This is a genomic window from Rhodococcus sp. IEGM 1306 (genome assembly GCF_036541985.1).
Taxonomy (GTDB): Bacteria; Actinomycetota; Actinomycetes; order Mycobacteriales; family Mycobacteriaceae; genus Rhodococcus_F; species Rhodococcus_F qingshengii.
This window is the reverse complement of the sequence record NZ_JAZHFF010000008.1, coordinates 1-25629: the sequence shown is the minus strand read 5'-3', so window position 1 is coordinate 25629 and position 25629 is coordinate 1. Positions and strand designations below refer to the sequence as shown.

At 62.1% G+C, this 25629-nt stretch carries 28 protein-coding genes, 2 tRNA genes and 1 riboswitch; of the genes, 15 read left to right on the top strand and 15 right to left on the bottom strand.

What is annotated here, in order from left to right:
- Positions 1 to 89 precede the first annotated feature (89 nt).
- Entirely contained in the window at positions 90 to 1388 is a 1299-nt protein-coding gene (gene dinB / locus V3587_RS22180; protein ID WP_007731083.1) for a DNA polymerase IV, read from the top strand.
- Here the strand turns inward: dinB and V3587_RS22175 are convergent.
- Positions 1385 to 2665: an LLM class flavin-dependent oxidoreductase gene (locus V3587_RS22175; protein WP_054187674.1), complete on the bottom strand. Its 1281-nt coding sequence runs from the start codon at positions 2663 to 2665 to the stop codon at positions 1385 to 1387. The genes dinB and V3587_RS22175 overlap by 4 nt on opposite strands.
- Entirely contained in the window at positions 2665 to 3429 is a 765-nt protein-coding gene (locus tag V3587_RS22170) for a 3-oxoacyl-ACP reductase (protein ID WP_411742243.1), read from the bottom strand. Before V3587_RS22170 ends, V3587_RS22175 begins: the two co-directional genes overlap by 1 nt.
- Positions 3430 to 3446: 17 nt before the next feature.
- Positions 3447 to 3540, bottom strand: a riboswitch (TPP riboswitch).
- A gap of 138 nt (positions 3541 to 3678) precedes the next feature.
- On the opposite strand from V3587_RS22170, the gene V3587_RS22165 reads away from it, so the two are divergent.
- Both V3587_RS22165 and V3587_RS22160 read left to right on the top strand, forming a co-directional pair.
- The gene (locus V3587_RS22165) at positions 3679 to 4119 is read left to right on the top strand and encodes a DoxX family protein (protein WP_283377243.1); all 441 of its coding nucleotides are present in this window, start codon (positions 3679 to 3681) and stop codon (positions 4117 to 4119) included.
- A 103-nt stretch (positions 4120 to 4222) separates the two neighbouring features.
- Positions 4223 to 5212: an AurF N-oxygenase family protein gene (locus V3587_RS22160; protein ID WP_070161085.1), complete on the top strand. Its 990-nt coding sequence runs from the start codon at positions 4223 to 4225 to the stop codon at positions 5210 to 5212.
- Here V3587_RS22160 and V3587_RS22155 read toward each other — a convergent pair.
- The gene (locus V3587_RS22155; RefSeq protein ID WP_283377242.1) at positions 5209 to 5958 is read right to left on the bottom strand and encodes a TetR/AcrR family transcriptional regulator; all 750 of its coding nucleotides are present in this window, start codon (positions 5956 to 5958) and stop codon (positions 5209 to 5211) included. The two genes, V3587_RS22160 and V3587_RS22155, sit on opposite strands and share 4 nt — an antisense overlap.
- 96 nt (positions 5959 to 6054) lie before the next feature.
- Between V3587_RS22155 and recO the strand changes: the two genes are divergently transcribed.
- From recO to V3587_RS22140, 3 genes are read left to right on the top strand one after another with little or no spacing between them, the layout of a single operon-like run.
- Complete coding sequence (gene recO / locus V3587_RS22150; protein WP_029255636.1) at positions 6055 to 6870, top strand: DNA repair protein RecO; 816 nt, start codon at positions 6055 to 6057, stop codon at positions 6868 to 6870.
- The gene (locus V3587_RS22145; RefSeq protein WP_003944543.1) at positions 6827 to 7645 is read left to right on the top strand and encodes an isoprenyl transferase; all 819 of its coding nucleotides are present in this window, start codon (positions 6827 to 6829) and stop codon (positions 7643 to 7645) included. The genes recO and V3587_RS22145 overlap by 44 nt, the downstream gene beginning before the upstream one ends.
- The gene (locus tag V3587_RS22140; protein ID WP_019749000.1) at positions 7642 to 8064 is read left to right on the top strand and encodes a YbjN domain-containing protein; all 423 of its coding nucleotides are present in this window, start codon (positions 7642 to 7644) and stop codon (positions 8062 to 8064) included. The genes V3587_RS22145 and V3587_RS22140 overlap by 4 nt, the downstream gene beginning before the upstream one ends.
- Before the next feature lie 5 nt (positions 8065 to 8069).
- On the opposite strand, the gene V3587_RS22135 is transcribed toward V3587_RS22140, so the two are convergent.
- Together V3587_RS22135 and V3587_RS22130 are read right to left on the bottom strand one after the other, a co-directional pair.
- The gene (locus tag V3587_RS22135) at positions 8070 to 8501 is read right to left on the bottom strand and encodes a Fur family transcriptional regulator (protein ID WP_003944514.1); all 432 of its coding nucleotides are present in this window, start codon (positions 8499 to 8501) and stop codon (positions 8070 to 8072) included.
- Positions 8502 to 8512: 11 nt separating this feature from the next.
- On the bottom strand, positions 8513 to 8896 hold the full coding sequence (locus V3587_RS22130; RefSeq protein ID WP_003944457.1) for an ArsR/SmtB family transcription factor: 384 nt from the start codon (positions 8894 to 8896) through the stop codon (positions 8513 to 8515).
- Between the two features lie 198 nt (positions 8897 to 9094).
- Between V3587_RS22130 and V3587_RS22125 the strand changes: the two genes are divergently transcribed.
- Together V3587_RS22125 and V3587_RS22120 are read left to right on the top strand one after the other, a co-directional pair.
- Complete coding sequence (locus V3587_RS22125; protein WP_003944491.1) at positions 9095 to 10486, top strand: glycine--tRNA ligase; 1392 nt, start codon at positions 9095 to 9097, stop codon at positions 10484 to 10486.
- Positions 10487 to 10580: 94 nt separating this feature from the next.
- Complete coding sequence (locus tag V3587_RS22120; protein WP_283377241.1) at positions 10581 to 11162, top strand: dihydrofolate reductase family protein; 582 nt, start codon at positions 10581 to 10583, stop codon at positions 11160 to 11162.
- Here the strand turns inward: V3587_RS22120 and V3587_RS22115 are convergent.
- Together V3587_RS22115 and V3587_RS22110 are read right to left on the bottom strand one after the other, a co-directional pair.
- On the bottom strand, positions 11137 to 11628 hold the full coding sequence (locus V3587_RS22115; RefSeq protein WP_054781578.1) for a MepB family protein: 492 nt from the start codon (positions 11626 to 11628) through the stop codon (positions 11137 to 11139). The genes V3587_RS22120 and V3587_RS22115 overlap by 26 nt on opposite strands.
- Positions 11629 to 11676: 48 nt before the next feature.
- The gene (locus V3587_RS22110; RefSeq protein ID WP_054781579.1) at positions 11677 to 12042 is read right to left on the bottom strand and encodes a nuclear transport factor 2 family protein; all 366 of its coding nucleotides are present in this window, start codon (positions 12040 to 12042) and stop codon (positions 11677 to 11679) included.
- A gap of 138 nt (positions 12043 to 12180) precedes the next feature.
- On the opposite strand from V3587_RS22110, the gene V3587_RS22105 reads away from it, so the two are divergent.
- Positions 12181 to 12987 (top strand): helix-turn-helix domain-containing protein, encoded by an 807-nt coding sequence (locus tag V3587_RS22105; protein ID WP_042924110.1) that lies wholly within the window; start codon positions 12181 to 12183, stop codon positions 12985 to 12987.
- Here V3587_RS22105 and V3587_RS22100 read toward each other — a convergent pair.
- Entirely contained in the window at positions 12962 to 13699 is a 738-nt protein-coding gene (locus V3587_RS22100; RefSeq protein WP_003944487.1) for a polyprenol monophosphomannose synthase, read from the bottom strand. The genes V3587_RS22105 and V3587_RS22100 overlap by 26 nt on opposite strands.
- Before the next feature lie 99 nt (positions 13700 to 13798).
- Positions 13799 to 15865, bottom strand: coding sequence for a TPM domain-containing protein (locus tag V3587_RS22095; RefSeq protein WP_283377240.1), 2067 nt, complete (start codon positions 15863 to 15865; stop codon positions 13799 to 13801).
- A 69-nt stretch (positions 15866 to 15934) separates the two neighbouring features.
- Here V3587_RS22095 and V3587_RS22090 point away from each other — a divergent pair, with 69 nt between their 5' ends.
- Complete coding sequence (locus V3587_RS22090; protein WP_007731109.1) at positions 15935 to 16624, top strand: YdcF family protein; 690 nt, start codon at positions 15935 to 15937, stop codon at positions 16622 to 16624.
- Between the two features lie 5 nt (positions 16625 to 16629).
- Entirely contained in the window at positions 16630 to 17928 is a 1299-nt protein-coding gene (locus tag V3587_RS22085) for a deoxyguanosinetriphosphate triphosphohydrolase (protein WP_058039419.1), read from the top strand.
- 13 nt (positions 17929 to 17941) lie between these two features.
- Here the strand turns inward: V3587_RS22085 and V3587_RS22080 are convergent, their stop codons facing one another.
- A complete protein-coding gene (locus V3587_RS22080) occupies positions 17942 to 19492 on the bottom strand; it encodes a serine/threonine-protein kinase (protein WP_058039420.1) in 1551 nt (516 codons plus the stop codon).
- A 72-nt stretch (positions 19493 to 19564) separates the two neighbouring features.
- Between V3587_RS22080 and dnaG the strand changes: the two genes are divergently transcribed.
- Positions 19565 to 21484 (top strand): DNA primase, encoded by a 1920-nt coding sequence (gene dnaG, locus V3587_RS22075; protein ID WP_030536590.1) that lies wholly within the window; start codon positions 19565 to 19567, stop codon positions 21482 to 21484.
- Between the two features lies 1 nt (position 21485).
- Here dnaG and V3587_RS22070 read toward each other — a convergent pair whose 3' ends face one another.
- Positions 21486 to 21737, bottom strand: coding sequence for a hypothetical protein (locus V3587_RS22070; RefSeq protein WP_003941570.1), 252 nt, complete (start codon positions 21735 to 21737; stop codon positions 21486 to 21488).
- A 136-nt stretch (positions 21738 to 21873) separates the two neighbouring features.
- Between V3587_RS22070 and V3587_RS22065 the strand changes: the two genes are divergently transcribed.
- Positions 21874 to 21946: transfer RNA gene (locus V3587_RS22065), tRNA-Asn, on the top strand.
- An 88-nt stretch (positions 21947 to 22034) separates the two neighbouring features.
- On the opposite strand, the gene V3587_RS22060 is transcribed toward V3587_RS22065, so the two are convergent.
- Both V3587_RS22060 and V3587_RS22055 read right to left on the bottom strand, forming a co-directional pair.
- Positions 22035 to 22658, bottom strand: coding sequence for an HAD-IA family hydrolase (locus V3587_RS22060; RefSeq protein WP_283377239.1), 624 nt, complete (start codon positions 22656 to 22658; stop codon positions 22035 to 22037).
- A gap of 131 nt (positions 22659 to 22789) precedes the next feature.
- Positions 22790 to 22987, bottom strand: coding sequence for a hypothetical protein (locus V3587_RS22055; protein WP_003941659.1), 198 nt, complete (start codon positions 22985 to 22987; stop codon positions 22790 to 22792).
- Between the two features lie 177 nt (positions 22988 to 23164).
- Here V3587_RS22055 and V3587_RS22050 point away from each other — a divergent pair.
- Positions 23165 to 23238 (top strand) — tRNA-Ile (locus V3587_RS22050).
- A gap of 44 nt (positions 23239 to 23282) precedes the next feature.
- On the opposite strand, the gene V3587_RS22045 is transcribed toward V3587_RS22050, so the two are convergent.
- Both V3587_RS22045 and V3587_RS22040 read right to left on the bottom strand, forming a co-directional pair.
- Entirely contained in the window at positions 23283 to 24455 is a 1173-nt protein-coding gene (locus V3587_RS22045; RefSeq protein ID WP_283377238.1) for a site-specific integrase, read from the bottom strand.
- Positions 24445 to 25191 carry a helix-turn-helix domain-containing protein gene (locus V3587_RS22040; RefSeq protein ID WP_283377237.1) on the bottom strand — a complete coding sequence of 249 codons (747 nt, stop codon included), beginning with the start codon at positions 25189 to 25191 and terminating at the stop codon, positions 24445 to 24447. Before V3587_RS22040 ends, V3587_RS22045 begins: the two co-directional genes overlap by 11 nt.
- A 98-nt stretch (positions 25192 to 25289) precedes the next feature.
- Between V3587_RS22040 and V3587_RS22035 the strand changes: the two genes are divergently transcribed.
- Positions 25290 to 25490: a helix-turn-helix transcriptional regulator gene (locus tag V3587_RS22035; RefSeq protein WP_283377236.1), complete on the top strand. Its 201-nt coding sequence runs from the start codon at positions 25290 to 25292 to the stop codon at positions 25488 to 25490.
- Positions 25491 to 25629: the final 139 nt, after the last annotated feature.

The window sequence follows — 25629 nt, the reverse complement described above, 5'->3', positions numbered from 1 at the left end:
AATCATTTTCTCACCGTACGCCCGATTCGTGATTAATTCCATGGAATCTATTTGCGGCCTTTCATTGTGTCGGTGGCGCATGGGAACATATGTTCGTGTCGCATGAACCGCTGGATCAAGAAACGCCAGGTAATCACCCTGGCGGTGCTCGTTCCGGCGGTAATCATTCTGGCGGTAGTCGGTCCACAGGTGACGCAACAATCCTGCATGCGGACCTCGATTCGTTCTACGCATCAGTCGAGCAACGCGACGACCCGACTCTGGCCGGCAGGCCGGTCATCGTCGGTGGTGGGGTGGTCTTGGCGGCAAGCTACGAGGCCAAGGCGTTCGGGGTTCGCACAGCCATGAGCGGTGGTCAGGCCCGATCACTGTGTCCTCAGGCGATAGTCGTCCCTCCGCGAATGTCGGCGTACTCGCAGGCGAGCAAAGACGTGTTCGACGTCTTTCACGACACGTCGCCGCTGGTCGAAGGAATCTCCATAGACGAGGCCTTTCTCGAGGTCGGCGGGCTCGCCAAGATCGTGGGAAACCCGCTGCAGATCGGAGCCAACCTCAGACGCGATGTGGCCGAGCAGGTCGGACTACCGATCACGGTCGGAATCGCACGCACCAAGTTCCTGGCCAAGGTCGCCAGTGCATTCGCGAAACCCGACGGATTGCTGCGAGTGCCGCCGGAGGGCGAGACCGAGTTCCTGCATCCCTTGCCGGTCGAGAAGCTGTGGGGCGTCGGCAAGATCACGGCCCAGAAGCTGCGAAACTTCGACATCGTGACGGTGGGTGACATCGCTCGGCACGACGAATCCTCGATCGTCTCGATTCTCGGGGGCGGCGCCGGTCGCCATCTCTACGCACTCTCACACAATCGAGATCCGCGCCCCGTCCGCGCCTATCGTGGCCGCAGTTCGATGGGTGCTCAGCATGCGCTGGGTCGCGGATCCCATCCCCGCGCAGAACTCGATGCGTCGTTGATGTCCCTTGTCGACCGTGTCAGTCGACGCATGCGTTCGGCGCAGCGGACGGGGCGCACGGTCACGCTCCGGCTCCGCTTCGCGGATTTCACGCGGGCAACTCGATCTCACACGCTGCGCCGGTCCACCGCCGACACAGCGGAATTGCTGAGCGCCTCGATGGTGCTGCTGGACGAAGCGATACCGATGATCGCGGACAAGGGCATCACGTTGATCGGTGTCGCTGTCTCCAACCTGGATCGGGACGGCGCCGAACAACTCGAATTGCCCTTCGACGGTCCAGGATTCGCGGGTCCGGACACTGCCGCCCTCGACTCGGCAATGGACAGTGTCCGGAAGAAGTTCGGCTCCGCGGCCCTCACGAGGGGAGTGCTCCTGGGACGCGATCCGGACCTGTCGGTGCCGCTACTGCCGGACTAGGTGAGGTTTTCTCGCAGAGTCGCTCCCTCGTATTCGCGACGGAACAACCCACGCGCCTGCAGCACCGGAATCACGTGATCGACAAAATCTTCCAGACCCTGCGGATAGGTCGGCGGCATCAGATTGAAACCGTCGGCACCGCGGCCGTTCAACCAGGATCCCATCTCGTCGGCAATCGACTCCGGTGTTCCGATCATCGTTGCGTGACCACCACCCGCAGCGAGCGTCCCGAGGAGCTCCCGCACAGTCGGTGCGTCCTTCTCGACGATCCGCAAAATAGTGGCGTAGCGTCCCTGCGGCCCTGTGAACGCTTCGAGTGGAGGCAACGGGGGCACGGGCCCGTCGAGATCCCAGTTCTCGCAATCCTGTCCGGTGAACAACGAGAGTTGGCGTATTGACTGTTCGGTGGGCAGCAGGAGATCGAGTTCGGCCTTCTTCGCCCTGGCCTCGGCGACGGTGCTGCCGACGTAGGTGACCAGTCCCGGCATCACGGCGACAGAGTTCGAATCCCGGCCGGCTCGCTCGATTCTCGATTTCACGTCCGCGTAGTAGGTCTGTGCGCTGGGTAAGTCGTAGGCAACCGAATAGATTGCCTCGGCGCGACGCGCCGCCAGATCGCGGCCCTGCTCGGACGCCCCGGCCTGGAACAAGACCGGCCGGCCTTGCGGGGAGTGCGGAACCGTCAACGGCCCGTCCACCCGAAAATGTTTGCCGTCGTGATTGATTCGAGAAATCCTGTTTGCGTCGGCAAAACGCCCCGACCGGTCGAGAATCAGCGCGTCTTCCGACCATGAATCCCACAATGCGAGGGCCACTTCGACAAATTCGTCGGCTCGTTCGTATCGGGATGCATGATCGGGCATCGCCTCGAGTCCGTGGTTGCGCGCCTCCTGGTCGAACATCGAGGTCACGACGTTCCAGCCGGCCCGTCCGCCGCTGATGTGATCGAGCGAGGCCAACAGTCGCGCCGCGTGAAACGGCGTGTAGAAAGTGGTGGAAATGGTGGTCACCAGGCCGATGTCCGCTGTCGCTCGTGCCATGGCAGTCAATGCGGTGATCGGCTCGAGAAACCACGACGCACCCGACTCCGGTTCGCGAACACTGTGACCGTCAGCGAAGAAGACGGCGTCCAGCTTTCCGCGTTCGGCGATCTGGGCGAGCGACTCGTAATACGTGATGTCGCCGAGACTTTCGACCGGTGAGTCGCGATGACGCCATGCCGCACTGTGATGTCCGCACCCGAGCAGGAACGCACCTATCCGTAATTGCGCGCCCATCAGTTCTTGACGAGTCCGCCGTCGACAACCAGGTTCTGACCGGTCACGGCCCGTGACCATGGTGAGGCGAAAAAGAGTGCAGCGTCGGCAAATTCGTCCGGCGTGGTGACTCGGCGCAGGGGAGTGCTTGCAGCGATCATGTCGAAGACGGCTTCGGGTGTTGCGGCGCTCGCATCGGTGGTGCGGAGCAAGCCGCCCGAGACCATGTTGACTGTGATCCCGTCCGGACCGAGGTCGGCGGACAGCGTCCGTGTCAGTGCCAACAGTGCGGCCTTGGCAGCGGTGTAGTCGTGGTACGGAACTACCGGATTCTGGACCAGATTGGTTCCGACAGTGATGATTCGGCCGAAGCCGAGTTCGCGCATGCCTGGTAGCGCTGCCTGGGTGGTATTGAGTGTTCCGGCAACAGCTCCGCGTAGTTGAGAGTCGAAGTCGGCCCAGGTGATCGTGTCCGCGTTCGGCCGTGCATCGCCGTTGAACGAGAAGTCGACCAGTGCATTGTCGACCACGGTCGAGATCGGTGCGTCGAATCTCTCGCGTGCAGCGGAGAACAACTGGTCGATGGAACTGCGGTCCGTCACGTCCGCCTGGACTGCGAAGGTGCGATCCTCACCCAGTTCGGCGACCAGGGCCTCGGCGGCATCGTGGCTCTTGTTGTAGTTCACGATCACCCGGGCCCCCGAGCGGGAGAATGCTCGGCTCAGTGCGGCGCCGAGCCCGCGGGCGCCACCGGTGATCAGAACGATCTGCTCGTCCAGGTTCAATGCGCGCTGAAATTGCTGTTCGGTCATGTCGACATCCCTCCGCCAGTGCTAACTGGTCAGGTTCATCGGGTCTGATCTCAGCCGACTTTTTCGGCACCCCGTGTCACCGACCATCAGACCACGAGCGGTGAATCGTCCTGAACGCCGGGTGCGTTGTAACGGCCGGCGCGATGAGTTTTCGATCGCTCGGGAGTCGTAATTGCAAGCGAAGTGGCAACCGGCCGCTCGCCTTCGCCCCAGGAGATTCCGATGACCACCCAGCCCGTCCACAACGAAACTGTTTCCGGTAACGCCACGACGACGACACCTTCGGCCACGGCTCGCAAGCTCGGATGCGTCCTGAGTGGGCTGTTCGTCGTTTTCATGCTCTTCGACGGCATCATCCACATTCTCAACCTTCAGACAGTCAAGGATGCGTCGGCTGAACTTGGGTTGCCGGACTCGCTGGCATTGACGGCTGGGGTGGTGCAACTGATCTGCCTTGCGCTGTACGTGATTCCGCGAACGTCGATACTCGGCGCGATTCTGCTCACCGGTTACCTGGGGGGAGCGGTGTTGACCAACCTTCGAGCTGAACAGCCTCTGCTGAGCACGACCCTGTTTGCCGTCTACACCGGAATCGTCATGTGGGCGGGACTGTATCTCCGGGACGAGAAGGTTCGCGAGATCATCCCGCTGCGTCGGGCCTGAAATAGGCCCCCGAGGGGGTTGCGTGGGACGCGGTGTCCCATTATGTTTGACCTCATTCAAGTCCGTCGACTGCAATCGACGGACTGGCCGTGAGGAGACACCGATGGCTCGGTCAGCGTCGATCGAAGTGGAAAAGCCGTACCACCAGGTACTGCAGACTTTGTCCGAGGGCTCAGTTGCCCGCAGTTTCGATCCCTATCTCGACATCGACTGGGATTCACCAGAGTTCGCGATCGATCCGCATGATCCGAGATGGGTGCTCTCGTCCGTGTCGGACCCCCTCGGGGCGACGCAGTGGTACCAGGATCAGTCGTTGGAGCGTCGAATCGCCATGGGAATGTGGCGTCAGGCGAACGTGACCAAGGTGGGTTCGGCCTTCGAGAGCATCTTGATCCGGGGAATGCTGCAATACATCATGGCGCTACCCAACCAGTCGCCTGAGTTCCGGTACTGCCTGCACGAGATGACCGAAGAGTGCAATCACATCCAGATGTTCCAGGAACTCGTCAATCGCATGGACATCGACGTGCCGGGTATGCGTCCGATGTTCCGGCGACTGTCGCCGATCATCGGAGTGCTGGGAGCAAAGTTCCCGGTCATCTTCTTCATCGGCATTCTGGCTGGTGAAGAACCGATCGACCACTTCCAGAAGGATCTCATCCGTGAGGGTAAGGACACGCCGCCGGCGATGCTCCGCACCATGGAGATCCACATCGCCGAAGAAGCGAGACACATCTCGTTTGCTCACGAGTTCCTGCGCAATCACGTCCCCAGACTCAGTCGTACGAGTCGAGCCATCACATCGGTCGCCTTCCCCGGCGCGATGCGTTGGCTTGCGGGTGAAATCATGTCACCGCCAAAGGAATTCGCCGAAGAATTCGGAATCCCGGACGAGGTGATGAAGAGCGCCTTCTGGGGGAGCCCGCATTCACGCCGCATCCTGGGTAACTACTTCGGTGAAATGCGATCCCTGGCAGACGAACTCGGATTGATGAATCCGGTGTCGAAGCGTGCGTGGCGAAAGCTGCGCATCGACGGCGACTACGCCCGCTACCGCGGCGAGCCGAAGCGTTCCGACAAGACCCGGATCTAGTCCGGCTGCGAGGTTCCTCCGTCGGAGGACACCAGCTCGGCTATGAGCGTGGACAATTCGACATGGGGATCGATCTGTAGTCCGCTCGAGCGGGCAACGCCGTCGAAGATGTACCAGGTGTATTTCGCGAGGTCGGCGACGATCTCTTCGCGGCTCGGTTTCGGATCGGTGCTTCGGACCCAGTGGGTGAGCGTGCCCTCGACCATTGTCACCACTGCGAACGGTAGTGAATCGAAGGGTGAGGAGTCGATCCCCACGGAACGACCGACTTCGGTGATAGTGGTGCGGGCGGAGTCGGCGATTGTGGCCTTCAGACTGCTGATCGCGTCGATGCTCTCGTCGTCGTAGTCAGTGGGGCCGGTACCCATGAACTCGTGAATCCGCGGATGCTCGGTGATCCACTCGGCGACGGCGCTGATGGTTCGGGTCAGGATCTGGTCGAGAGTGCCTACCGAAATGCTCATCGAGGCGTCCAGGGCCGCCGCAAATTGTCCGAGCACAAACGCTCGGACTCGTCGATCGAGGTCGTCTCGGCCGCTGAATTGGCGGTACACCACCGACTTGGCGAGGCCGGCACGATCGGCGATCTGCTGGACGGACACCTCGGCACCTGCCGCACGCTCTTCGATCAGTTCGACCGCCGAGGTGAGTATCCGTTTCTGACGCTCGGAGTTGTGTCGCTCCCACCGCGCTTCGCGACCGGTCAACTCTGCAGTGACAGGTTGCGCAATTGCGTCGCTCGGCATCGCGCCAGTCTATCCGGACGGACCTGCCGTGTTTCCGACTTGTCATCGGGCGCGGCATCGGGATCGGTCGTCGGTACAACGTGGGACACTGGTCGAGTGAGGTTGTATCGAGACACGGCGGTGGTGCTGCGCCTGCACAAACTGGGCGAAGCCGACCACATCGTCACGTTGCTCACCCGTCAGTTCGGGTTGGTACGTGCCGTGGCCAAAGGTGTCCGCCGAACCACCTCCAAATTCGGTGCCAGACTCGAACCGTTTGCTCACATCGACGTGCAACTACTTCCGGGCAAGAATCTCGACATCATCACTCAGGTGCAGACGGTCGACGCATTCGCCACCGACATCGTCGACGACTACAGCCGGTACACCACGGCCTGCGCCGTACTCGAAACTGCCGAGCGGTTGGCCGGCGAGGAACGCGCGCCGGCCCCGCAGCTTCAGCGATTGACGGTGGGAGCACTGCGTGCGATCGCCGAGCAGGCACGACCGGTCGAGTTCGTGCTCGACGCGTTCTTGTTGAGAGCCATGGGCTATGCGGGTTGGGCGCCTGCCCTCGAAGAGTGCGCCCGCTGCAGTGCTCCTGGACCGCACCGGGCCTTTCATGTCGCCGCAGGCGGAGCCGTGTGTACCTATTGCCGCCCGGCGGGTGCTGCGACGCCGTCGCCCGGAGTGCTCGACTTGATGGAAGCCCTGCTCCGAGGGGAGTGGGAGGGTACCGATTCGGCGCCCGCGACGCTGCGGACGCAAGCCAGCGGACTGGTCGCGGCACACCTGCAGTGGCATCTCGAGCGCCAATTGCGGACGTTGCCGCTGATCGAGCGTTCGAGGCCGCATGCAGCCGTCGAGGTCGACTTGCCCGTGAGGCAGGATGGAACACGTGATTCGACGACGCGAACCGCGAACTCCGCTTGATTCTGCTGCTGACCGGGTGATCCGACCACCGGACCCACATCCGTCCGGGGCGACCCCGCCGATCCTGCAGACCGAACTGATCCCGCGCCACGTCGCTTTGGTGATGGACGGCAACGGACGATGGGCGCAGGAGCGCGGTCTGCCCCGAACCGCCGGGCACGAACGCGGCGAAGCTGTCCTGATGGACACCGTCTGCGGGTGCATCGAGATGGGTGTCGAGTGGCTCTCCGCTTACGCCTTCTCCACCGAGAACTGGAAGCGCAGTCCCGACGAGGTTCGATTCCTGATGGGCTTCAACCGTGATGTCATCCGCCGTCGACGCGACGAGATGAACGAAATGGGTGTGCGTGTTCGCTGGGCCGGTCGTAAGCCACGCCTGTGGGCCAGCGTGATCAAGGAACTCGAGATCGCCGAAGAACTGACCAAGAACAACACCGTCATGAACTTGACCATGTGTGTGAACTACGGCGGCCGGGCCGAAATTGCCGATGCGGTAAAGGAAATCGCGAAGCGTGTCGCGGCCGGTGAGATCAATCCGGACAAGATCACCGAGGCGACGGTTGCCAAGTACCTCGACGAACCCGACATGCCCGACGTCGATCTCTTCCTGCGTCCGTCGGGGGAACAGCGGACGTCCAATTTCTTGATCTGGCAATCCGCCTACGCCGAAATGGTGTACCAGGAGAAGCTGTTTCCCGATTTCGACCGCCGCGACCTTTGGGCCGCCTGCGTCGAGTACGCCTCACGCGACCGTAGATTCGGTGGCGTCAAATGACAGGGGAGAACATGACCGACACCACCGACGAAGCAGCCCGCCTACAAGAACGCGCGGCCGCCTCGCTGGCGCATTTCGTGACGGTCGATGTGGCTGCCGACGGATCACTGGGTTTCCAGTACTCCGGCGCGCTGTGTTCCATCCAGGCGATGAATCTGTCCGAGGGTCTGGACGTGCTGTCCATGACGTGCGTTCTCGCATGGGACCGACCGGTCAGCGCGGCACTGCATCGCAAGGTGGCCGAGCGAAATCGCACCATCCAATTCGGCTCCATCGCGGTGTTCGGCCACGGCAGTCTGGCGGACGTCATCCTGCGTTACACGTTCCCTGCCGCCGGACTGGACGACGAGGCACTGACCACGATGTTGCTACTGGCGCTCACCGGTGCCGATACCGCCCGGCAGGGTTTGATTCCCTGACGCTCTCAGGCGGCGGCGCAGTCGCGGCAGGTGCCGAAGATCTCGACGGTGTGACTCACTTCGGTGAAACCGTTGTCCTCGGCGATGGTCTGTGACCACTGCTCGACCGTCGGGCCCTCGACCTCGACGGTGAATCCGCAGTTGCGGCACACCAGGTGATGGTGGTGCCCGGAGGAGCAGCGTCGGTAGACGGACTCACCTGTGTCGGTGCGTAGGACGTCGATGGTTCCGGCGTCGGAGAGTGCCTGCAGCGTGCGGTAGACGGTGGTCAGGCCGATGCCTTCACCTCGCTTGCGCAGTTCGTCGTGCAATTCCTGTGCCGACTTGAATTCGTCGATGTCGTCGAGCAGGGCGGAGATGGCGCTGCGCTGTTTCGTGGAACGAACGCCGACTGTGGCCGGTCCACGTTTCGAGGTCGTACTGCCCGGGGTGTTCATGCGGTGGAATCTCATCCTTCTTCGGCGTGGGCGACAGCGTCGACGACGATGTGTGCAAGGTGATCGTCGACGAGTCGATAGAGAACTTCTCGTCCGTTGCGCTCGCCGCGGACGACGCCCGCTGCTTTGAGTACGCGCAGATGCTGGCTGATGAGTGGCTGAGTGACACCGAGAGCTCCGACGAGTTCGTGAACGCAACGCTCCGACTCGTGCAACTGAAGCACGATAGCGATCCGAACGGGTGCAGCGAGCGCCCGCAGAATTTCGCCGGCGGCCGCCAGGGTTTCCTTGGGCGGCACGGGCGCGGGCGGTGCGGCTTCGAACGGGTCGTGCGTGTGTCCGAGGTCGGAATGATCATGGCTTTTGTGGAGATCGCCGGTATCCGCAATGCTCACAGCGAGGCTCCTTCGAGGGGTAGATCATGATGTCCGGGCATAGCCATCTCACCACATTATTGCAAATCACTTTCATTTTGATATGCACAAGTATGCATGTCAACCTTGGACGGAAGTGCGTGGCAGCCGCCAGATAGGCTGATGGTGCGAAAAGCGCACGAAAATCATGCATCTATTACCCAGATGGAGAGCAATCGAGTGGCACCCAAGTCCAAGATCGAAGCCGTTGTCAATCTCGCCAAGCGGCGAGGCCTGGTCTACCCGTGCGGTGAGATCTACGGCGGTACCAAGTCCGCATGGGACTACGGCCCATTGGGTGTCGAGCTCAAGGAGAACATCAAGCGCCAGTGGTGGCGCAACATGGTCACCAGCCGCGAGGACGTTGTCGGCCTCGACTCGTCGGTGATTCTGCCCCGCGAGGTGTGGGTCGCGTCCGGTCACGTCGGTGTCTTCAACGACCCGCTCGTCGAGTGCCTCAACTGTCACAAGCGTCACCGTCAGGATCACCTGCAGGAGGCGTACGCGGAGAAGAAGAAGCTCGACAACCCGGACGACGTCTCGATGGATGTCATCGGTTGCCCCGATTGCGGCACCGTCGGCCAGTGGACCGAGCCGCGCGACTTCAACATGATGCTCAAGACGTACCTCGGCCCCGTCGAGAGCGAAGAGGGCATGCACTACCTGCGCCCCGAGACCGCACAGGGCATCTTCGTGAACTTCGCCAACGTGCTGACCACCTCGCGTAAGAAGCCGCCGTTCGGCATCGGTCAGATCGGCAAGAGCTTCCGTAACGAGATCACCCCGGGCAACTTCATCTTCCGCACCCGCGAGTTCGAGCAGATGGAGATGGAATTCTTCGTCAAGCCGGGCGAGGACGAGCAGTGGCATCAGTACTGGATCGACTACCGCCTTGACTGGTACACCGGCCTCGGTATCAACAAGGACAACCTGCGTCTGTACGAGCATGCGCCGGAAAAGCTTTCGCACTACTCGAAGGGCACGACCGACATCGAGTACCGCTTCCACTTCCAGGGCAGCGAATGGGGCGAGCTCGAGGGCATCGCGAACCGTACCGACTTCGATCTCTCGACGCACTCCAAGCATTCGGGCACCGAGCTGAACTACTACGACCAGACGACGGGCGAGCGGTACACGCCGTACGTCATCGAGCCGGCGGCCGGTCTCACGCGTTCGCTGATGGCCTTCCTGGTCGACGCCTACACCGAGGACGAGGCGCCCAACTCCAAGGGCGGCGTCGACAAGCGCACAGTGCTCCGCCTGGATCGCCGACTCGCTCCCGTCAAGGCTGCCGTTCTGCCGCTCTCGCGTAACGCGGACCTGACGCCGAAGGCCAAAGATCTTGCAGCGCAGCTGCGTCAGAATTGGAACGTCGAGTTCGACGACGCCGGCGCCATCGGTCGTCGTTACCGTCGCCAGGACGAGATCGGCACACCGTTCTGCATCACGGTCGACTTCGACACTCTCGAAGACCAGGCTGTGACGGTGCGTGAGCGTGACTCCATGGCGCAGGAACGCGTCGCCCTCGATCAGGTGGAAAGCTACCTGGCCGCACGGCTGATCGGCTCCTGATTCTCGTTCGAAGCTGACGGGCGGTCCTTCTCAATCGAGAAGGACCGCCCGTTTTCTCTTTCCCCGATGGTCCTTCAGGCGCAGGATCGAAGTTATGAGAAAACTCAGCGTGACCAACAGCGTGACTCTCGACGGTGTCATGCAGGCGCCCGGTGGGCCGGACGAGGACCGTCGTGGCGGATTCGAGCACGGTGGGTGGGCAGCACCCTTCAACGATTCCGTCATGGCGCAGAAGATGGGGGAGGGGATGGCGAAGAAATCGGCGTTGCTGTTCGGTCGCAGAACTTACAAAAACTTCGCCTCGTACTGGCCGTTTCAGACCGACAATCCGTTTACCGAGGTGCTCGACAACACGCAGAAGTACGTAGCGTCAAGGACTTTGGGTGAACCGCTGCCGTGGAAGAACTCGACCTTGTTGAAAGGTGATGCCGCCGAAGCGGTCGCCACGCTCAAGGAAAGTGAGGGCCCGGATCTGGTGATTCTGGGCAGCGGCGACTTGATCACGTCCTTGGCCGAGCGACGTCTCGTCGACACCTACACTCTGCTGATACATCCGCTGGTTCTCGGAACCGGGCGCAGATTGTTCCCCGACGGAGCTGCGCTCGCTCAGTTCACCCTCACCGACAGCGTCCCCACGACAACAGGCGTCATCATCGCGACGTATCAGTTGAGCTGAACACAGTTGAGCTGAACACAGTCGAGCTGAGTACATCAGGGAACTCGCCGAAATGCCGGATCTGCCAGCGCTGAGTTCTGACTGCTTGCGCGCTGGTCGGCGTAACCCAGGGCGCATAGACCCGGACAGCGCGCTTACCGCCGGAGAAGTTCGTCGAGACGATGTCGTGTTCGACGAGGGTTTCGACGGGAAAGACGAAGTGCCCCGAATGCTCTTCGTCGTATACCTTCACCACGAACAGCATCACGCGGTCGCTGGCGTCGAATGGGCGGATGGGCCCGGCCTCGGAACGGCGCCACAGTGTGACGAACTGACCGAGCTTGGTCGGCGTCGTCTTGGCGGTTCGATAGACGGTGGGAAGGCCGTTGACGGTCAGCGTGTGAGCGTCGTACTCAGCACCCTCGGACTCGGGAATCGGTGTGGACCAGGTAAATCCGTCGGCGTTCATCGGCACCGATGATGCCACGAACCACCGACAACCTTCGTGACGAACGCTGTCGGTGGTAGTCCCGATTCAGGCCGAAGGCACCTTGTCGAGAAACCCGAGGACAAGCGTCACCCGGCCGTCGTCGTCGCGTTCGAGTACGTCGAATCCGTCGATCAGTGACTCGGCCCCCGACGGGCCGAGAGCCCAACCGAATCGGGCCTGTCGGTGATGCGCGTCCACAGGTCCGACGAGGGTGAAGTGCATGCCCGGAAATTGTTGCTGCACAGCGTTGATCATCGCGTCGATCTGATCGTGTCCGGTGACGTCCGCGAGCGGATCGGTGTAGCGACCGCCGGGTGCGAACAATTGCTCGACCCGTGCTTTACGGGCGGTGGTATCGGTTTCGTTCCACATGTCGATGTAGGCGTCGGCGATTGCGTCGAAGTCGCTCATGGTCGCTCCCTTGATCAGTTTCCGGTGGTGAATGTCCGGCGGCCTCGCCGGCTGAGACCACTGTTCCTCCGAAACTGCGTCGGGTCGATTACCTCTGAGGTCATGGCCTCGGCTACCTCGGGTCGCTAACTTGAAAGAATGACCTTCGAGACGATGGACGTGGGCTCCGAACTCAAGCGGTGGCGGGAGCGGCGAAGGCTCACTCAGTTGGGACTCTCGGCGGCGGCAGGAGTGTCGACCAGGCATCTGAGCTTCATCGAAACCGGCCGCTCCAAGCCGAGCCGGGACATGATTCTTCACCTGTCCGAATGTCTGGATGTTCCTCTACGACAACAGAACACGCTTCTGCTGGCAAGTGGCCACGCGCCGGAGTACTCGCAGAAGTCGTTGGCAGAAGCGCCGATGTCAGCGGTGAGTGAGGCCATCGATCGCATCATCGACGCGCATGACCCGTATCCGGCCGTGGTGGTCGATCAGCAGTGGGAGATGGTCGCCGGGAACCAGGCCGTGGGAATTTTGACCGCGGGCGCCGCTGATTTCCTCCTGGAACCACCGGTGAACGTATTGCGTCTGAGCTTGCATCCCGAGGGCATGGCGCCGCGGATCGTGAACCTCGCGCAGTGGCGGGCCCACCTGCTCACAAGGCTGGCTCGGGAAGTGGAGGTCAGTGCGGATGCGCAGCTGTCGTCGTTGCTCGACGAGCTGCGCGCCTATCCCAGCGGCGGAGACTGGCACGACGACCGCGCGAATTCCCTGCTGGTTCCGTTGCGTCTACGCGTCGGCGATACCGAACTGGCGATGTTCAGCACCACCACAGTGTTCGGTACGCCGCGCGACGTCACGCTCGCAGAGATTGCGATCGAATCGTTCTACCCGTCGGACACGCAGACGGCCGACTACTTTCGATCGGCCGCCGAGGTCACAGGGACTTCTTGCCGAACTTGAGCTTCCACGGCACCAGTGCAGACTCCAACTGAACCGAGAGACTCATCTTGGAGACGCCTTCGGTGCGCTCCTCGAAGCGGATGGGCGTTTCGGCGATCTTCATGCCGCGCTGAACAACTCGGTAGTTCATCTCGACCTGGAACGCGTAGCCGTTGCTCTGCACCGATTCGACGTCGATGTCGCGCAAGGTCTTTGCATGCCACGCCTTGAAGCCGGCGGTCGCATCCTTGACGTGCAGTCGCAGAATGGCGTTGACGTAGAAGTTCGCCCAGGCGGACAAAGCCTTGCGGTGCCACGGCCAGTCGCCGGCGACTGCGCCGCCTTCGACATAGCGGGAGCCGAGAACGACTGCCGCATCGGTAGTGGTGAGGATCTCGATCATGGCGGGGATCGCCTCGGACGGGTGCGAGAGATCTGCGTCCATCTGAATGACGATGTCTGCGTTCTCCGCCAGAGCCCGGCTCATGCCCGCGACGTAAGCACGGCCGAGTCCGTCCTTGACCGTGCGGTGAAGCACTCCGACCGGGATGGGACCGTCGATACCCAACTTGTCCGCAACCTCACCCGTGCCGTCGGGGGAGTTGTCATCCACCACGAGGACGTGCAGGTTCGGGATCTTCAACGCGGCGAGGCGATCGACGAGCTTTGGCAGGTTCTCACGCTCGTTGTATGTAGGTACAACGACGGTTATCTGCGGGGCGACGCTTTCCATAACACCTTCGTATGATCTGTGATCCCGACTTGCCGGATGAAGCGTACGACGAGTGCGGTCGTGAACAAAGTAGGGATTTTACTACCTCGACGGGATCCGTCAGAACCGGCCGCCGCCGCCTCGACTGGTTCGGCCGCCGCCCCCGCCGCCGAAACCACCGCCGCCGCCACCGCGACCGGAGCGTCCGCTGCTGCTCGGTCCGCCGTACGAGCGGGGCCCGCCGCCACCTCGCAGAATGCTGTTGATCAGGATGCCGCCGAGGATCGCTCCCGTCGCATCGCCGCCGCCACCGCGGGGTCGTTGGTTTGCTTCCCAGGTGTTGACGTCGTTCTGCGCGGCGCGAAGTGAGTGCGTCGCCAAGGTGGTCGCGGCCTGGGCGTGTTGCAGTGCCTTCGACGGATCCGAGGTCTGCAATTGCTGGGCCGCCTGCAGGTGCCGCTGAGCCTCGGCGTAGCGAGTGCGCGCCTCCGCCCCGATCGCGCCGCGCCTGGTTCCGAGGAAGTCGCCTGCAGCGGTCACCTGAGCCTGTGCGGCCAGAATGTCCTGGGCGAGGCGCTGCTGTGCACGTTCGAGCTGCTGCTTCTGCTCCTGAGCGTCGGCAAGAAGCGCGTCGAGTTGGGCGTCGGCTGCGACGATCTGGTTGAAGGCTGTCAGCGGATCGCTGTCCTTCGACGTCTGAGCATTCGCCAACGCTGCCTGGGCTGCGGCCTTCGCGTCCGCCAACTTCTGCCCGCCTTGCGCCAGGTAAGCGTCCGCAGCGGTGATGCCCTGCTGGACGTCGTCCATCGCGGACGGAAGTGTCGCGATGGCGTTTCGGATGTCGTCGGCGGCGTGATCGACGCCGTCGAGTAGCTTGCGTGCCTGATCGAGGGCGGCTTCGGCCGTGCGAATCGCAGTGACGGCAGCGCCTTGCTTACCGGCCGGCAGTGCCGTCGCGTCTCGTCCTTCCTCGATCGACTTCTCGGCGAGCGTCAGGCGCTCACTCGCCATCGTGACGTTGTTCACGACCGATGCCAGCGTCGGCGCGGGGAATTGATCCTTCAATTTGGTCAGAATCGCCTCGGATTCGGGCAAGCGCACGCTGAGAGAAACAACACTCTGCGTCAACGCATCGAGGCGGGCGGGGGCGTTGATGAGAAGGTCGCGGAGTCCGTCGAATTCCTCGACGCGAGCTTCGAGTTCTTGGTCGGCTCGACCGCACGAGGAAATGATGTCGATCAGCATCTGTCGGCGTTGATCGGGAGTTTCCGGGATGGCGTCGTCGAGTCGCTGCCTGATCGCGAAGGCTTCGGCGAGGGTGGCCTTGGCCTTGTCGAATGCTGCCGAGAAGGGTGCGACGGCGGAGTCTCCGAACTCGCTGCGGGCCAGATCGAGCTCCTCCTGGCTGCCGGCGATCGCGTTGTCCGTCTCGACGAGGATCTCCTTCGCGCGTTCGTCGAGCGTCGGCAGCGGGAGTGCGTTGAGGCTGGCGATGTCGTCGGGGGAGATGTTCTTCGCGGCTTCGACGCTTGCCTTGTTCTTGTCGTTCTTGCGCTTCCGTGAGTACAGGACCACACCGCCCGTCCCGACCACCACAGCGCCGCCCGCGATGAGGAGTGTTCCGACTCCCATTCCGCCGCTCGTGTTGTTCGCGTCGCCGAGTGCGCCGGCTGCGGCAATTGCCGCGCCGGTCCAATCATCCTCGGCGAGAGCCGGTTCCACCGCGTCGGTATTGATCGATTCGATGTCGGAATCCGTGATGTTGCTCAGCTCAGCGGGCACATCGAGGTAGTAAGCACGCTCCGCCGTGGCAACTGCAAGCAGGACGGACTTCGTGCTCAGCGTCGACTTCGTGGCTGTCTGCTGTGCCCACGCCTGGCCACCCAGGTTGTTGAAATCGGGGACGAACGCGACCCACAGATCGATCTGGTGGTCCTCGCCGAGTTGATCGATCGCGGCTTGTATGTCGCTGCGTTGCCCGGAATCGAGGACCCCGGAGGTGTCGGTGATGTGATTCGGCAACACCATCGGGGCGTCCGCCGAGGCGAGCGCAGGACTGAAGACGAGCGCCAGCAAAGCGAAAATCGCAGCGACGGCGGCGGCGCTTCCCCGACGCCGAACGGGTCGGGTGGTTGTCCGACTCTGCTCTACCGAGGACAACTGCGCGAAGTGTGGTGCGAGGGCCATGACGCAAATCTATCCGTTGTGGCGCGTCGGCATCGGAGGTGATCGCTGCGAACTGGCAGAATTGCGGGAGTGAAACCTGCTTTCGGTAACCGCCCCCACGACCCATCACCCTCGCGGGCGGGCGGCTTCGGGGCAGGATTGGCTCGCTGGACGCGCCGTCTGATCGCCGGTGCGGTGTTGATGGCCGTGGTTCTGGTCGGGGGTACTGCGTTCCGGGTGTGGCAGGTGGCGCGCATCGACGACACGCGGCCGGCCGACGCGATAGTCGTTCTGGGCGCGGCTCAGTATTCCGGCACTCCGTCGTCCGTCTTCGAGGCCCGACTCGAGCAGGCGTACAAGCTGTACAAGCGCGGAGTGGCTCCGCAGATCATCACTGTCGGCGGTAAACAGGAAGGCGACGAGTACACCGAAGCGGCGTCGGGAAAGATGTATCTGACCGATCGCGGAATTCCTTCGAGTGCGATCACCGCGGTGGAGACCGGTTCGGACACACTGCTCAGCATCGACGCAGTCAGTGCCGAGATGTCTTCGCAGGGAATCAATTCCGCCGTCCTGGTCAGTGATCCGTGGCACTCCTTGCGAACGCGGACGATGGCCCGCGACACGGGCCTTCAAGCGTGGACCGCACCTACTCGTCAAGGCCCGGCTGTGTTCACCCGCGAATCCCAGTTACACGGAATCGCTCGCGAAACCGGCGCGCTGCTCTGGTATCAGCTCACGCACTTCTCGGCAGACTTCCCCTACACAGCAGGGCAATAGAGACCATGACAGCTCACACCACCTACGGAGGCGGCACCTACTCCGAACACGACCTCGAACGTCGTGTCGTCGAGGCGCCGAAGCGAGCGGGGTTGCCGGGTTCGCAGATCGCAGCGGCGCAGCATCGTTCGGACTTCTCGCGAGATCGGGCGCGTGTCCAACACTCCGCGGCTTTGCGGCGCTTGGCCGACAAGACCCAGGTTGTCGGCCCGCGCGACGGTGACACACCTCGCACGCGGTTGACGCACTCGATGGAGGTCGCACAGATCGGGCGAGGGATCGCCGACGGACTCGGTTGCGATCCGGACCTGGTGGACCTCGCCGGTCTCGCGCACGACATCGGGCACCCACCGTACGGTCACAACGGCGAGAAGGCCCTCGACGAAGTCGCCAAGGACTGCGGAGGTTTCGAGGGCAATGCGCAGAATCTGCGGATCTTGACCAGCCTCGAACCCAAGATCCTGCGCCCCGACGGTCTGAGCGCAGGCCTCAATCTCACCAGGGCGTCACTCGACGCAGCCATCAAGTATCCCTGGACCCGCCCTGAGCCCGGCGCGAAGTTCGGGGCATACGACGACGACGCAGAGGTGCTCGCCTGGGTTCGCGAGGGAGCACCCGAGCGTCGGCAATGCCTGGAAGCTCAGGTCATGGACTGGGCCGACGACATCGCGTATTCCGTGCACGACGTGGAGGACGGGGTGATCGCAGGCCGTATCGACCTTCGCTCGCTTGCTGATCCGTCCGAGCAGCGCGCACTGGCAGAACTGGGGGCCTCCGAGTTTCGGGGGTTGGTAGTCGACGATCTGATCGAAGCCGCCCAACGGCTGTCCGAACTCCCCGTCGTACGCGGGGTCGGAAGTTTCGACGGAACACTCGGAAGTTCCGTCGCGTTGAAGAATCTCACGAGTGAATTGGTGGGTCGCTTCGCCACCGCGGCGATCGCCAGCACCCGGCTGACACACGGTGACCGACCCCTCTCGCGCTATCAAGCCGACCTCGACGTACCCGAGGCCGTCGCATCCGAGGTGGCGTTGCTCAAGACCGTAGCGCTGTATTATGTGATGTCCGACGCCGGACACAAGGCGCGTCAGGATCGGCAGCGTGATCGTGTTCATCGCGTCGCGGAATGGCTGCTGGCAACTGCGCCGGCCGGGCTCGATCCGATCCTGCTGCCCGCGTGGGAACGCACCGCGGACGACGGTGCTCGGGTCCGGGTAGTGGTGGATCAGATCGCGTCGTACACGGAGAGTCGGCTCGAACGGGTGGACAAAGCGAGCCTGGGCGCGCAGGCCAGCTGGGGCTGAGCCACTTACGCCCTCAGCAAGTCATCCGCGTCGACGGGTCGGTAGTGGTATCGAGCCACTTGCCGTAAGCGTCGCCACCTGCTGCGCGAACGTCCTTGCAGATCTTCGACTCGGTGTTCCCGGATTCGCGATACACCGTGTAGATCGCCGTCCCCGAATCGGAGACTTGACGTAGTGACGGGCAGGACTGGTCTGTGCGTAGGTATTTCGAGCCGGGGAACGCGTCGAGGTAGTTCTGAATCTCGCTGGCGTACGTTGCCGGATCGGTGGCATTGGCCAACACCACGATTCCGGTTCCTTTGCATGAGGGGACGGTGATCGGCTTGCTCACCCCGAGGTCGCCATTTCTCGCGGACGGGTTCGACGCCCGGGTGGTCGTGGTCGCCTGCAGTCCGGCGGTGGGTAGCGGCTCGAGCTTCGGCGTTCTGACTGGATCCTGAATGGGTGCCGGTGCCGACGTGGCGGTGGAAGCTGCTACAGCGGTTGGTGATTCGGGGCCCGAATTCCCCAGCGTCACCCAGGCCGCCGTGCCTCCTGCGGCCAGAACGAGTGCAATTCCAGCCGCACCGATCGCGATCGGTGCTCGGTTTCGCTTGGTCTTTGTCACGATGTGCGTGTAGTTCCCGTGAGCGGGATTCGCCGTGGTGTAGGTGGGCTGCCCGACGATCGTGGGTTGCAATCCGCCGGCGGCACCGGGGGTGTGGGTCGTCGAGAGGGCCTGCCGCGCTTGGAGTGCGAGCGCTCCCGTAGTCGGATAGCGGTGTGCGGGATCCTTTGCCATGCCGCGAGCCACGATGGCGTCAAGGCCTTGCGGGAGCGACGGAACCGCCAGTGTGGGGCGTGGCGGCGGAGCGTTCAGGTGCGAATTGACCAGATGCTCGATGCTTGTGGTGTTGAAAGGTGTTGTTCCGGTGAGTGATTGGTAGAGGACACAAGCCAGGGAATAGACATCCGCTGCGGCCGTCGGCGTTTCGATTCCGAACCGCTCCGGCGCCATGTATGCATACGAACCGACTGCGCTTCCCTCGGTGGTGATCTTCGTGTCCGTCTGTGAGTATGCGATTCCGAAGTCGACGAGGTAGGCGAAGCCGTTGTTCGTGAGAATGATGTTGTCTGGTTTGACGTCACGATGGATGAGCCCGCGGGCATGGGCGGCGTCCAACGCCGACGCGATTTGCGAGACGATGTCGACGGCTCGTACAGGCGTGAGTCGGCCGAATTCGGTCAACTCGGCTCGCAACGTATGACCTTCGACCAATCGCATGTCGATGAAGAGAACTCCGTCGATCTCGCCCCAGTCGTGCACAGGGATCACGTGCGGTTCGTTCAGGGCGGCGGTGGTGCGAGATTCTCGGCGGAAACGAGCTTGGAATGACGGGTCGGCCGCAAGCTCTCGATGGAGCAACTTGAGAGCGACCAGGCGATCCTTCGAGGTGTCGTACGCCTCGTACACTTCACCCATTCCGCCTCGGCCGAGGAGGCTACGCAACTCGTACACGCCGAATCGGGTTCCTGATCGCCCTTCGTGCGAGCTCGAGGCGTTTTCAGTCATCGTCGGTCCCATCGCTGCGGTGCAGAGTCGGCCATCAACATATCGTTGTCAGGAGGTGCCGGGCGACCGCCTAGACTGATGTACGTGGCGGGCCGAATTTCTGACAGAGACATCGCGGCCATTCGCGAACGCACTCGCATCGAGGACATCGTCGGTGAATACGTTTCACTCAAGCGTGCCGGTGGCGATTCGATCAAAGGTCTGTGTCCCTTTCACGACGAGAAGTCGCCGTCGTTCCATGTGCGACCCAACCACGGCCTCTACCACTGCTTCGGCTGCGGTGAGGGTGGTGACGTGTACTCGTTCCTGCAGAAGATGGATCACATCAGCTTCGTAGAGGCCGTCGAGCAGTTGGCGGATCGACTCAGCTACACGATTTCGTACGAGGGCGGCGGACCGTCCGTTCAGCGCGATCGCGGCACCCGTGCACGCTTGATCGCAGCAAACGCGGCGGCTCAGGAGTTCTACGCCGCTCGTCTGCGCGAACCCGATGCTCAGGCGGCTCGCGACTACCTCACCGAGCGAAACTTCGACGGTGCAGCGGCCCTGCAGTTCGGGTGTGGATACGCGCCAGAAGGTTGGGACACTCTCACAAAACACTTGATGTCCAAAGGTTTCGAGTTCAAAGAACTAGAAGCAGCCGGGCTGTCCAAAGAAGGCCGGCGAGGTCCGATCGACCGGTTCCATCGCCGACTTCTGTGGCCGATCCGCAGCGTCGCCGGTGACGTCATCGGCTTCGGTGCCCGCAAGCTCTTCGACGACGACACCATGCCGGGTAAGTACGTCAACACGCCGGAAACGATTCTCTACAAGAAGTCTCAGGTCCTGTTCGGCTTGGACCTCGCCAAGCGCGACATCGCCAAGGGGCACCAGGCGGTAGTCGTCGAGGGTTACACCGACGTCATGGCGATGCACTTGGCCGGCGTCAAGACCGCCGTCGCTTCGTGCGGAACCGCCTTCGGTGAGGAGCACCTTGCGATGCTCCGTCGACTCCTGATGGACGACAGCTACTTTCGCGGTGAAATCATCTACACCTTCGACGGTGATGCCGCGGGGCAGGCCGCTGCGATGAAGGCGTTCGAGGGTGATCAAAAGATGGCCGGGCAGACGTTCGTCGCCGTCGCGCCCGACGGAATGGACCCGTGTGATCTGCGACTGAAGTCTGGTGACGCCGCCGTTCGCGACCTCGTGGCACGGCGCACTCCGATGTTCGAGTTCGTGGTGAAGTCCATCCTCACCGAACACGATCTGGAGACCGCTGAAGGTCGTGTCGAGGCACTGCGTCGTACCGTGCCCGTCGTTGCGCAGATCAAGGAATCAACTCTGCGCGACAGCTACGCGAATCTGTTGTGCGGATGGGTCGGTTGGGACGATCTTCCGTCGGTTCGACGACGCGTGCGTGACGAAGCTCGCAAACGGGCGTCGACGCGTGGATCGTCACCGGCGCCCAAGCGTCGTCAGGTTGTCGACCAACCTGCTGCCGATGCGCTTGCGCTGCCGATCGGAATCTCCAGGCCCCGGCCCAACGATCCCGCGCTCTCGACGCAGCGAGCTGTCCTCAAGGCCGCATTGCAGCACCCTGGCATCGCCGGCAGTGTCTTCGACTCGTTGCCGCCCGAGACGTTCACCCACCCCGCCTACGTTGTCATCAGACAGGCAATGGCTGACGCCGGTGGAACGAGCAAGGGACTCGGCGGCGCCGAGTGGATCGAAGTCGTAACCAAGGGCGTCGAAGACATGACGGTGGCCTCGGTTGTATCTGAGCTGGCCGTCGAACCGATGCCGTGTGACGAAGACACGGTTCCGCGCTACATCAACGGAGTGCTCGCACGACTGCAGGAAGCGTGGGTGGGCGAGCAGGTTGCCGACCTCAAATCCAAGCTTCAGCGCGTTTCACCTGCTGCAGCCCCCGAGGAGTACAACTCACTGTTCGGCGACCTCGTGGCGCTGGAGCAGTATCGCCGACAGCTGCGTGAGCAGGCTGTCGGCGACCAAAGCGTCTGACCTAGCGGTTTTTCTTCAACTGGTCGTGGGGGACCAGAATCGTAGTCTCCTCGTTGATCGGCTTCATCGGCTCGAGCTTGGGCTGAGTACTCAGTGAGTCGGCCAGCTTCTGCCGTGACGCGTCCAACACCTTCTTGGTGGCCGGACTGGTGGCCACCGCCTTCGCGGCCCGGCTGATCTGCTCGTATCGTGCGCGGCCCGCTTTGGTTCCCAGGACGTACCCAGCTGCAACACCGATCAACAAACGCATCATTCCTGCTTCCCTCCAGCACCGATCGTCCTGACTCCATCCTGCCTGATGACTCGCTGGGCAGGCGATTTGGTACTTCGGTGAAGGATTCGCTACAGTTTCTCAGGCAACGCCGGAACGGGCGAAGCGAGCAAGACAATCCCCTGTAGCTCAATTGGCAGAGCTTCCGACTGTTAATCGGACGGTTGCTGGTTCGAGTCCAGCCGGGGGAGCAGCGAAGCCCCTCACCTGAGAAATCGGGTGGGGGGCTTTCTTGTTTCGGTCTGACCGCGTTTTGGTCTGACCTTGTTTTTGTCTGACCTAGTGCGCTCGCAGCAGACCCACCGATCGAAGTGCCGATTCGACGTCTGCCGCCTTGTTTGCTTGTTCGCCGCGAATTCCCAGCCGTCGAGCGCTGAGGACGTTCACCGGGTTGTCGTCGACGAAGAAGGTCTGCTGTGGACGCGCATCGAGCAACTCCAGCGCAGCCAGGAAGGCCGCAGGTTCGGGTTTGGTAGCTCCGAGCATGCAGGAGAAAACATGCTCGTCGATTGCCGATGGAGTTACGACACTCTCGATGGCGGCCAAGAGAACAAGTCCGTTGTCGGAGAGTGTGGCGACCACGACCCCCTCGCTTCGAAGCGCGATTGCGAGATCGATGACCGCGCGGTCCGGGATGAAGGCCTTGGCCCAGGCTCGGCGTAGCTCGTCGCGGTCACCAGGAAACCCGAGTCGTCGAAAGCGTTCCAGGATCGCGGTTTCGGAGTGAATGCCGAGATCGCATTCCTGGTCGAACCCGGACGCGAACACGAGGGCATGAATCTCGTCTTCCGTGACGCCGATGGCCGCAGCCAGTTCTGCGGCGCGACGGTCAGGCTCGAATCGACACAGCACACCGCCCAGGTCGAACAACACGAGTTCAGGTGGTCCGCTGTCGTTCGCCATGTCGGAGAGGATAGGCGGCATCAGCACCCGTGAACGCGACGCGAAGATATTGGCGACAGATACACCAAAGCCCGACGCAAGTGTCTGCGTCGGGCTTTCGGTGGAACCGTCGAACTGTTTGACCGGTGCGCCTACTTCGCTGCGCGATCCGAAGGCTCGAACAGCCGGATGATGTGGCTGGGGTTGATGTAGTAGACACCATTCGGAGAATTGAGAACGAGAGTGTCTTCGGTGAAATCGGTGACGGTGCCGTTCAGTTTCGCGCCGTCGGACATGATGATCCGGATCGTGGCCTTCGAGTTCTTGAATTCGGTCAGTGCAAGCTTCATGTGGTGATCCTGTTCCGTGGGGTGTGCACTCCCACGGTATCGGCTCATCGCGCCTGTGCCGACCAACCTTGGAAGACTCGACTCGAAAGAGTGCAACGCGTCACCGCCTGCCCGATTGTGATCCGCGTCGGATGTGCCGGTAACATTCGGATTCGCCGCGATGCATCGCATCCGGATGGGGCGGTAGCTCAGTCGGTTAGAGCCGTGGACTCATAATCCATTGGTCGCGGGTTCGAGCCCCGCCCGCCCCACGTCAGAGGCCCTTTTTCGAAAATCGAGAGAGGGCATCCATCGTTTATTCATCTTTTATGGCAACAGCTTTGTCCAGCAGTTTCGCAACTTCCGAGTGCTGGCGTCCGCGTGTCATGTACTTGTCCTGAGTCATCGAGATGTTTCGATGCCCGAGATGGTCGGCGCCAACGCGTGCAGACAGGCCCTCGTCGTCGATGAGCGTGGCCACCGACTTACGGAACGTGTGGGAGGTACTGTCAGCGACCCCGAGGTCATCGCGGACCTTGCGCCACTGCTTGCCGAAGTTGTTCGGGTCTCGCAACGTGCCGACAGCTGAAGGAAAGATGACATCGAGGGTGCCGGAACGCGGTTGCTTCGCTCGCTTCTTCAGCATCTCGATTGCGAACTGGGGGAGCGGGATGGTGCGTAGTCCGGCGGCGGTCTTCGTCTCATCGACACGTTTCAGCCCCACTCCCTTTTCCCTGACGACCTTGCCGGTGATGGCTACGGTGCCGGAGTCCAGGTCGATGTCCTGACGACGGATCGCAAGCAGCTCGGAACGCCGTACCCCCGTGGCAATCAAGAGGGTGATCGGGTCTACGAGGTCGTTCGCTTGGCAGTAGTCCGACTCTCCGAGTGCGACCAGGAGAGTTCCCAGCTGGTCGCCTGTGAGTGCTTTCGCGCCCGCCGGCGGATTCTTGGCCCGGATCCTCGACACGTCATTCACAGGATTCGAACTCAGTGCCCCGACAAGGACCGCCATTGCCAACGCGCCGCGGAGGATGGTCTTCGCTTGGCGCGCCATAGTTGGTCCGTGCTGCTTCGACATCGCCCGCAGCGCCGTGTCGATCCGGCCGGCGGATGCCTCACTCAGGCGGAGGCCACCGATTTTCAGGTTGAGCTTGCCGAGCGCGAACTCGTAAGTGGACATCGTGTTGGCGGCGCGACCCTCTTCCTGGAGTCTTGCAAGATAAGTTGTACAGAGCGCGGAAACCAATGTGTCGGAGTCGATTTCATCCTCGGAAGGCGCTCGGCGTGCCGCTAGTGCGTCCAATAATTCTTCTTCGGCGATTTTGCCGTGCTGGTCCCTAATATCGACCGGTGTGCGCCGCTCGACAATGCGCACAATGCCGTCATCGTCGCGGTAGCGGCATCGGGCTAGGTACGCGTCACCGCCGAGAGGGATGCGCGCGATCTTGCCGTGTTGGCCGATTCGCAGGGGCGGTCTACCTGCCATTGAAGTCGTCTATCCAGCTTCGGGGTGGCGTATCAAGGTATGCGGCAAGCCCAGGAACGGCGTTTTGCGGCTCCTCAACGAACTCAGTCAGTCCGATCACCCGAAATTTCTCGCTGTACTCGCTGAACTCTAGGCGTGGATATTTCGCGCGGACTAGGCGTGCAACCTCAAGGCTTCGCGCCTCTTCGATCTCTCGAAATGCATCCTCTTCGGATTCGACATCCGGCGTTGGGTCTCCGCCATACTCGATCCCGATGAGCTCCAAGCCGCGGAGAAAGTTCGAGGATATGGAAGTGCCGCTACCTCCGGGGATCCACGAGGAGAGGAGCTCTGCGAATTGCAGCGGTGAGCCTTGGACGGAGTATCGAGTTCTGCCTTCGGCCAGTTCTTGGGCCAGAGTGAGGGCTGCTATGCCGTCGTTCACTTCTCGTAGCATTGCGCGAGATGCGCCGATCGTCGAGATGTGGCGTTTCTGCTCGTCACGCAGCTTCTGGATCTGGTAATCCAGATTCGTATTCACCGGACTGAGTTCTTCGGCGCTGACGCCGAGGACTGTGGAAACCACAAGTGCCTCGGTGAAACGCATTGGGCGGGAGCCGGTTTCGACTCTCGATAGAGTGCCCTGCGACCAATTCAAGTCTGCGTCGCGAAGTCTCTCGGCCAGCTCTCCCTGGCTCAAGCCTGCGTCTCTCCGCAGTTTCTCCAGTCGCTTGCCAATTGCTTCGTCGGTGTCCACACCCGACATGTTAATTGCGTTTCTCGGTAGCGCCTAACGCATCTCGTCGTGTACCGTGAAACTAGTTCGACGCTAATCCGAAATGCGATAGGAGTGACGTGAACAGTTCAGATGATTACTGGCTCACTCGGCCAGACGTCGCCACCCGACTGAAGATTCCGATCAAGACCTTGGCCAAGTGGGGAAGCGAGGGGGTTGGTCCCCCCTACGCGAAAATGGGCCGATTCTGCCGCTACAAACTGAGCGATGTCATCGCCTGGGAAGAAGCGCAGTACGCAACTGTGGCGAGTAACGACTGATGCGCGAGTGCAAAACGGCGCCGATCACTGCGGCTGCAACCGCAAGTGTGACCAGCGCCGTCCAGAACCCCAACAACCCTTACGAAAGCAGGAGATCTGTCATGAGTTTACCAATTATCCCTACCGTTGCCGAGGTTCT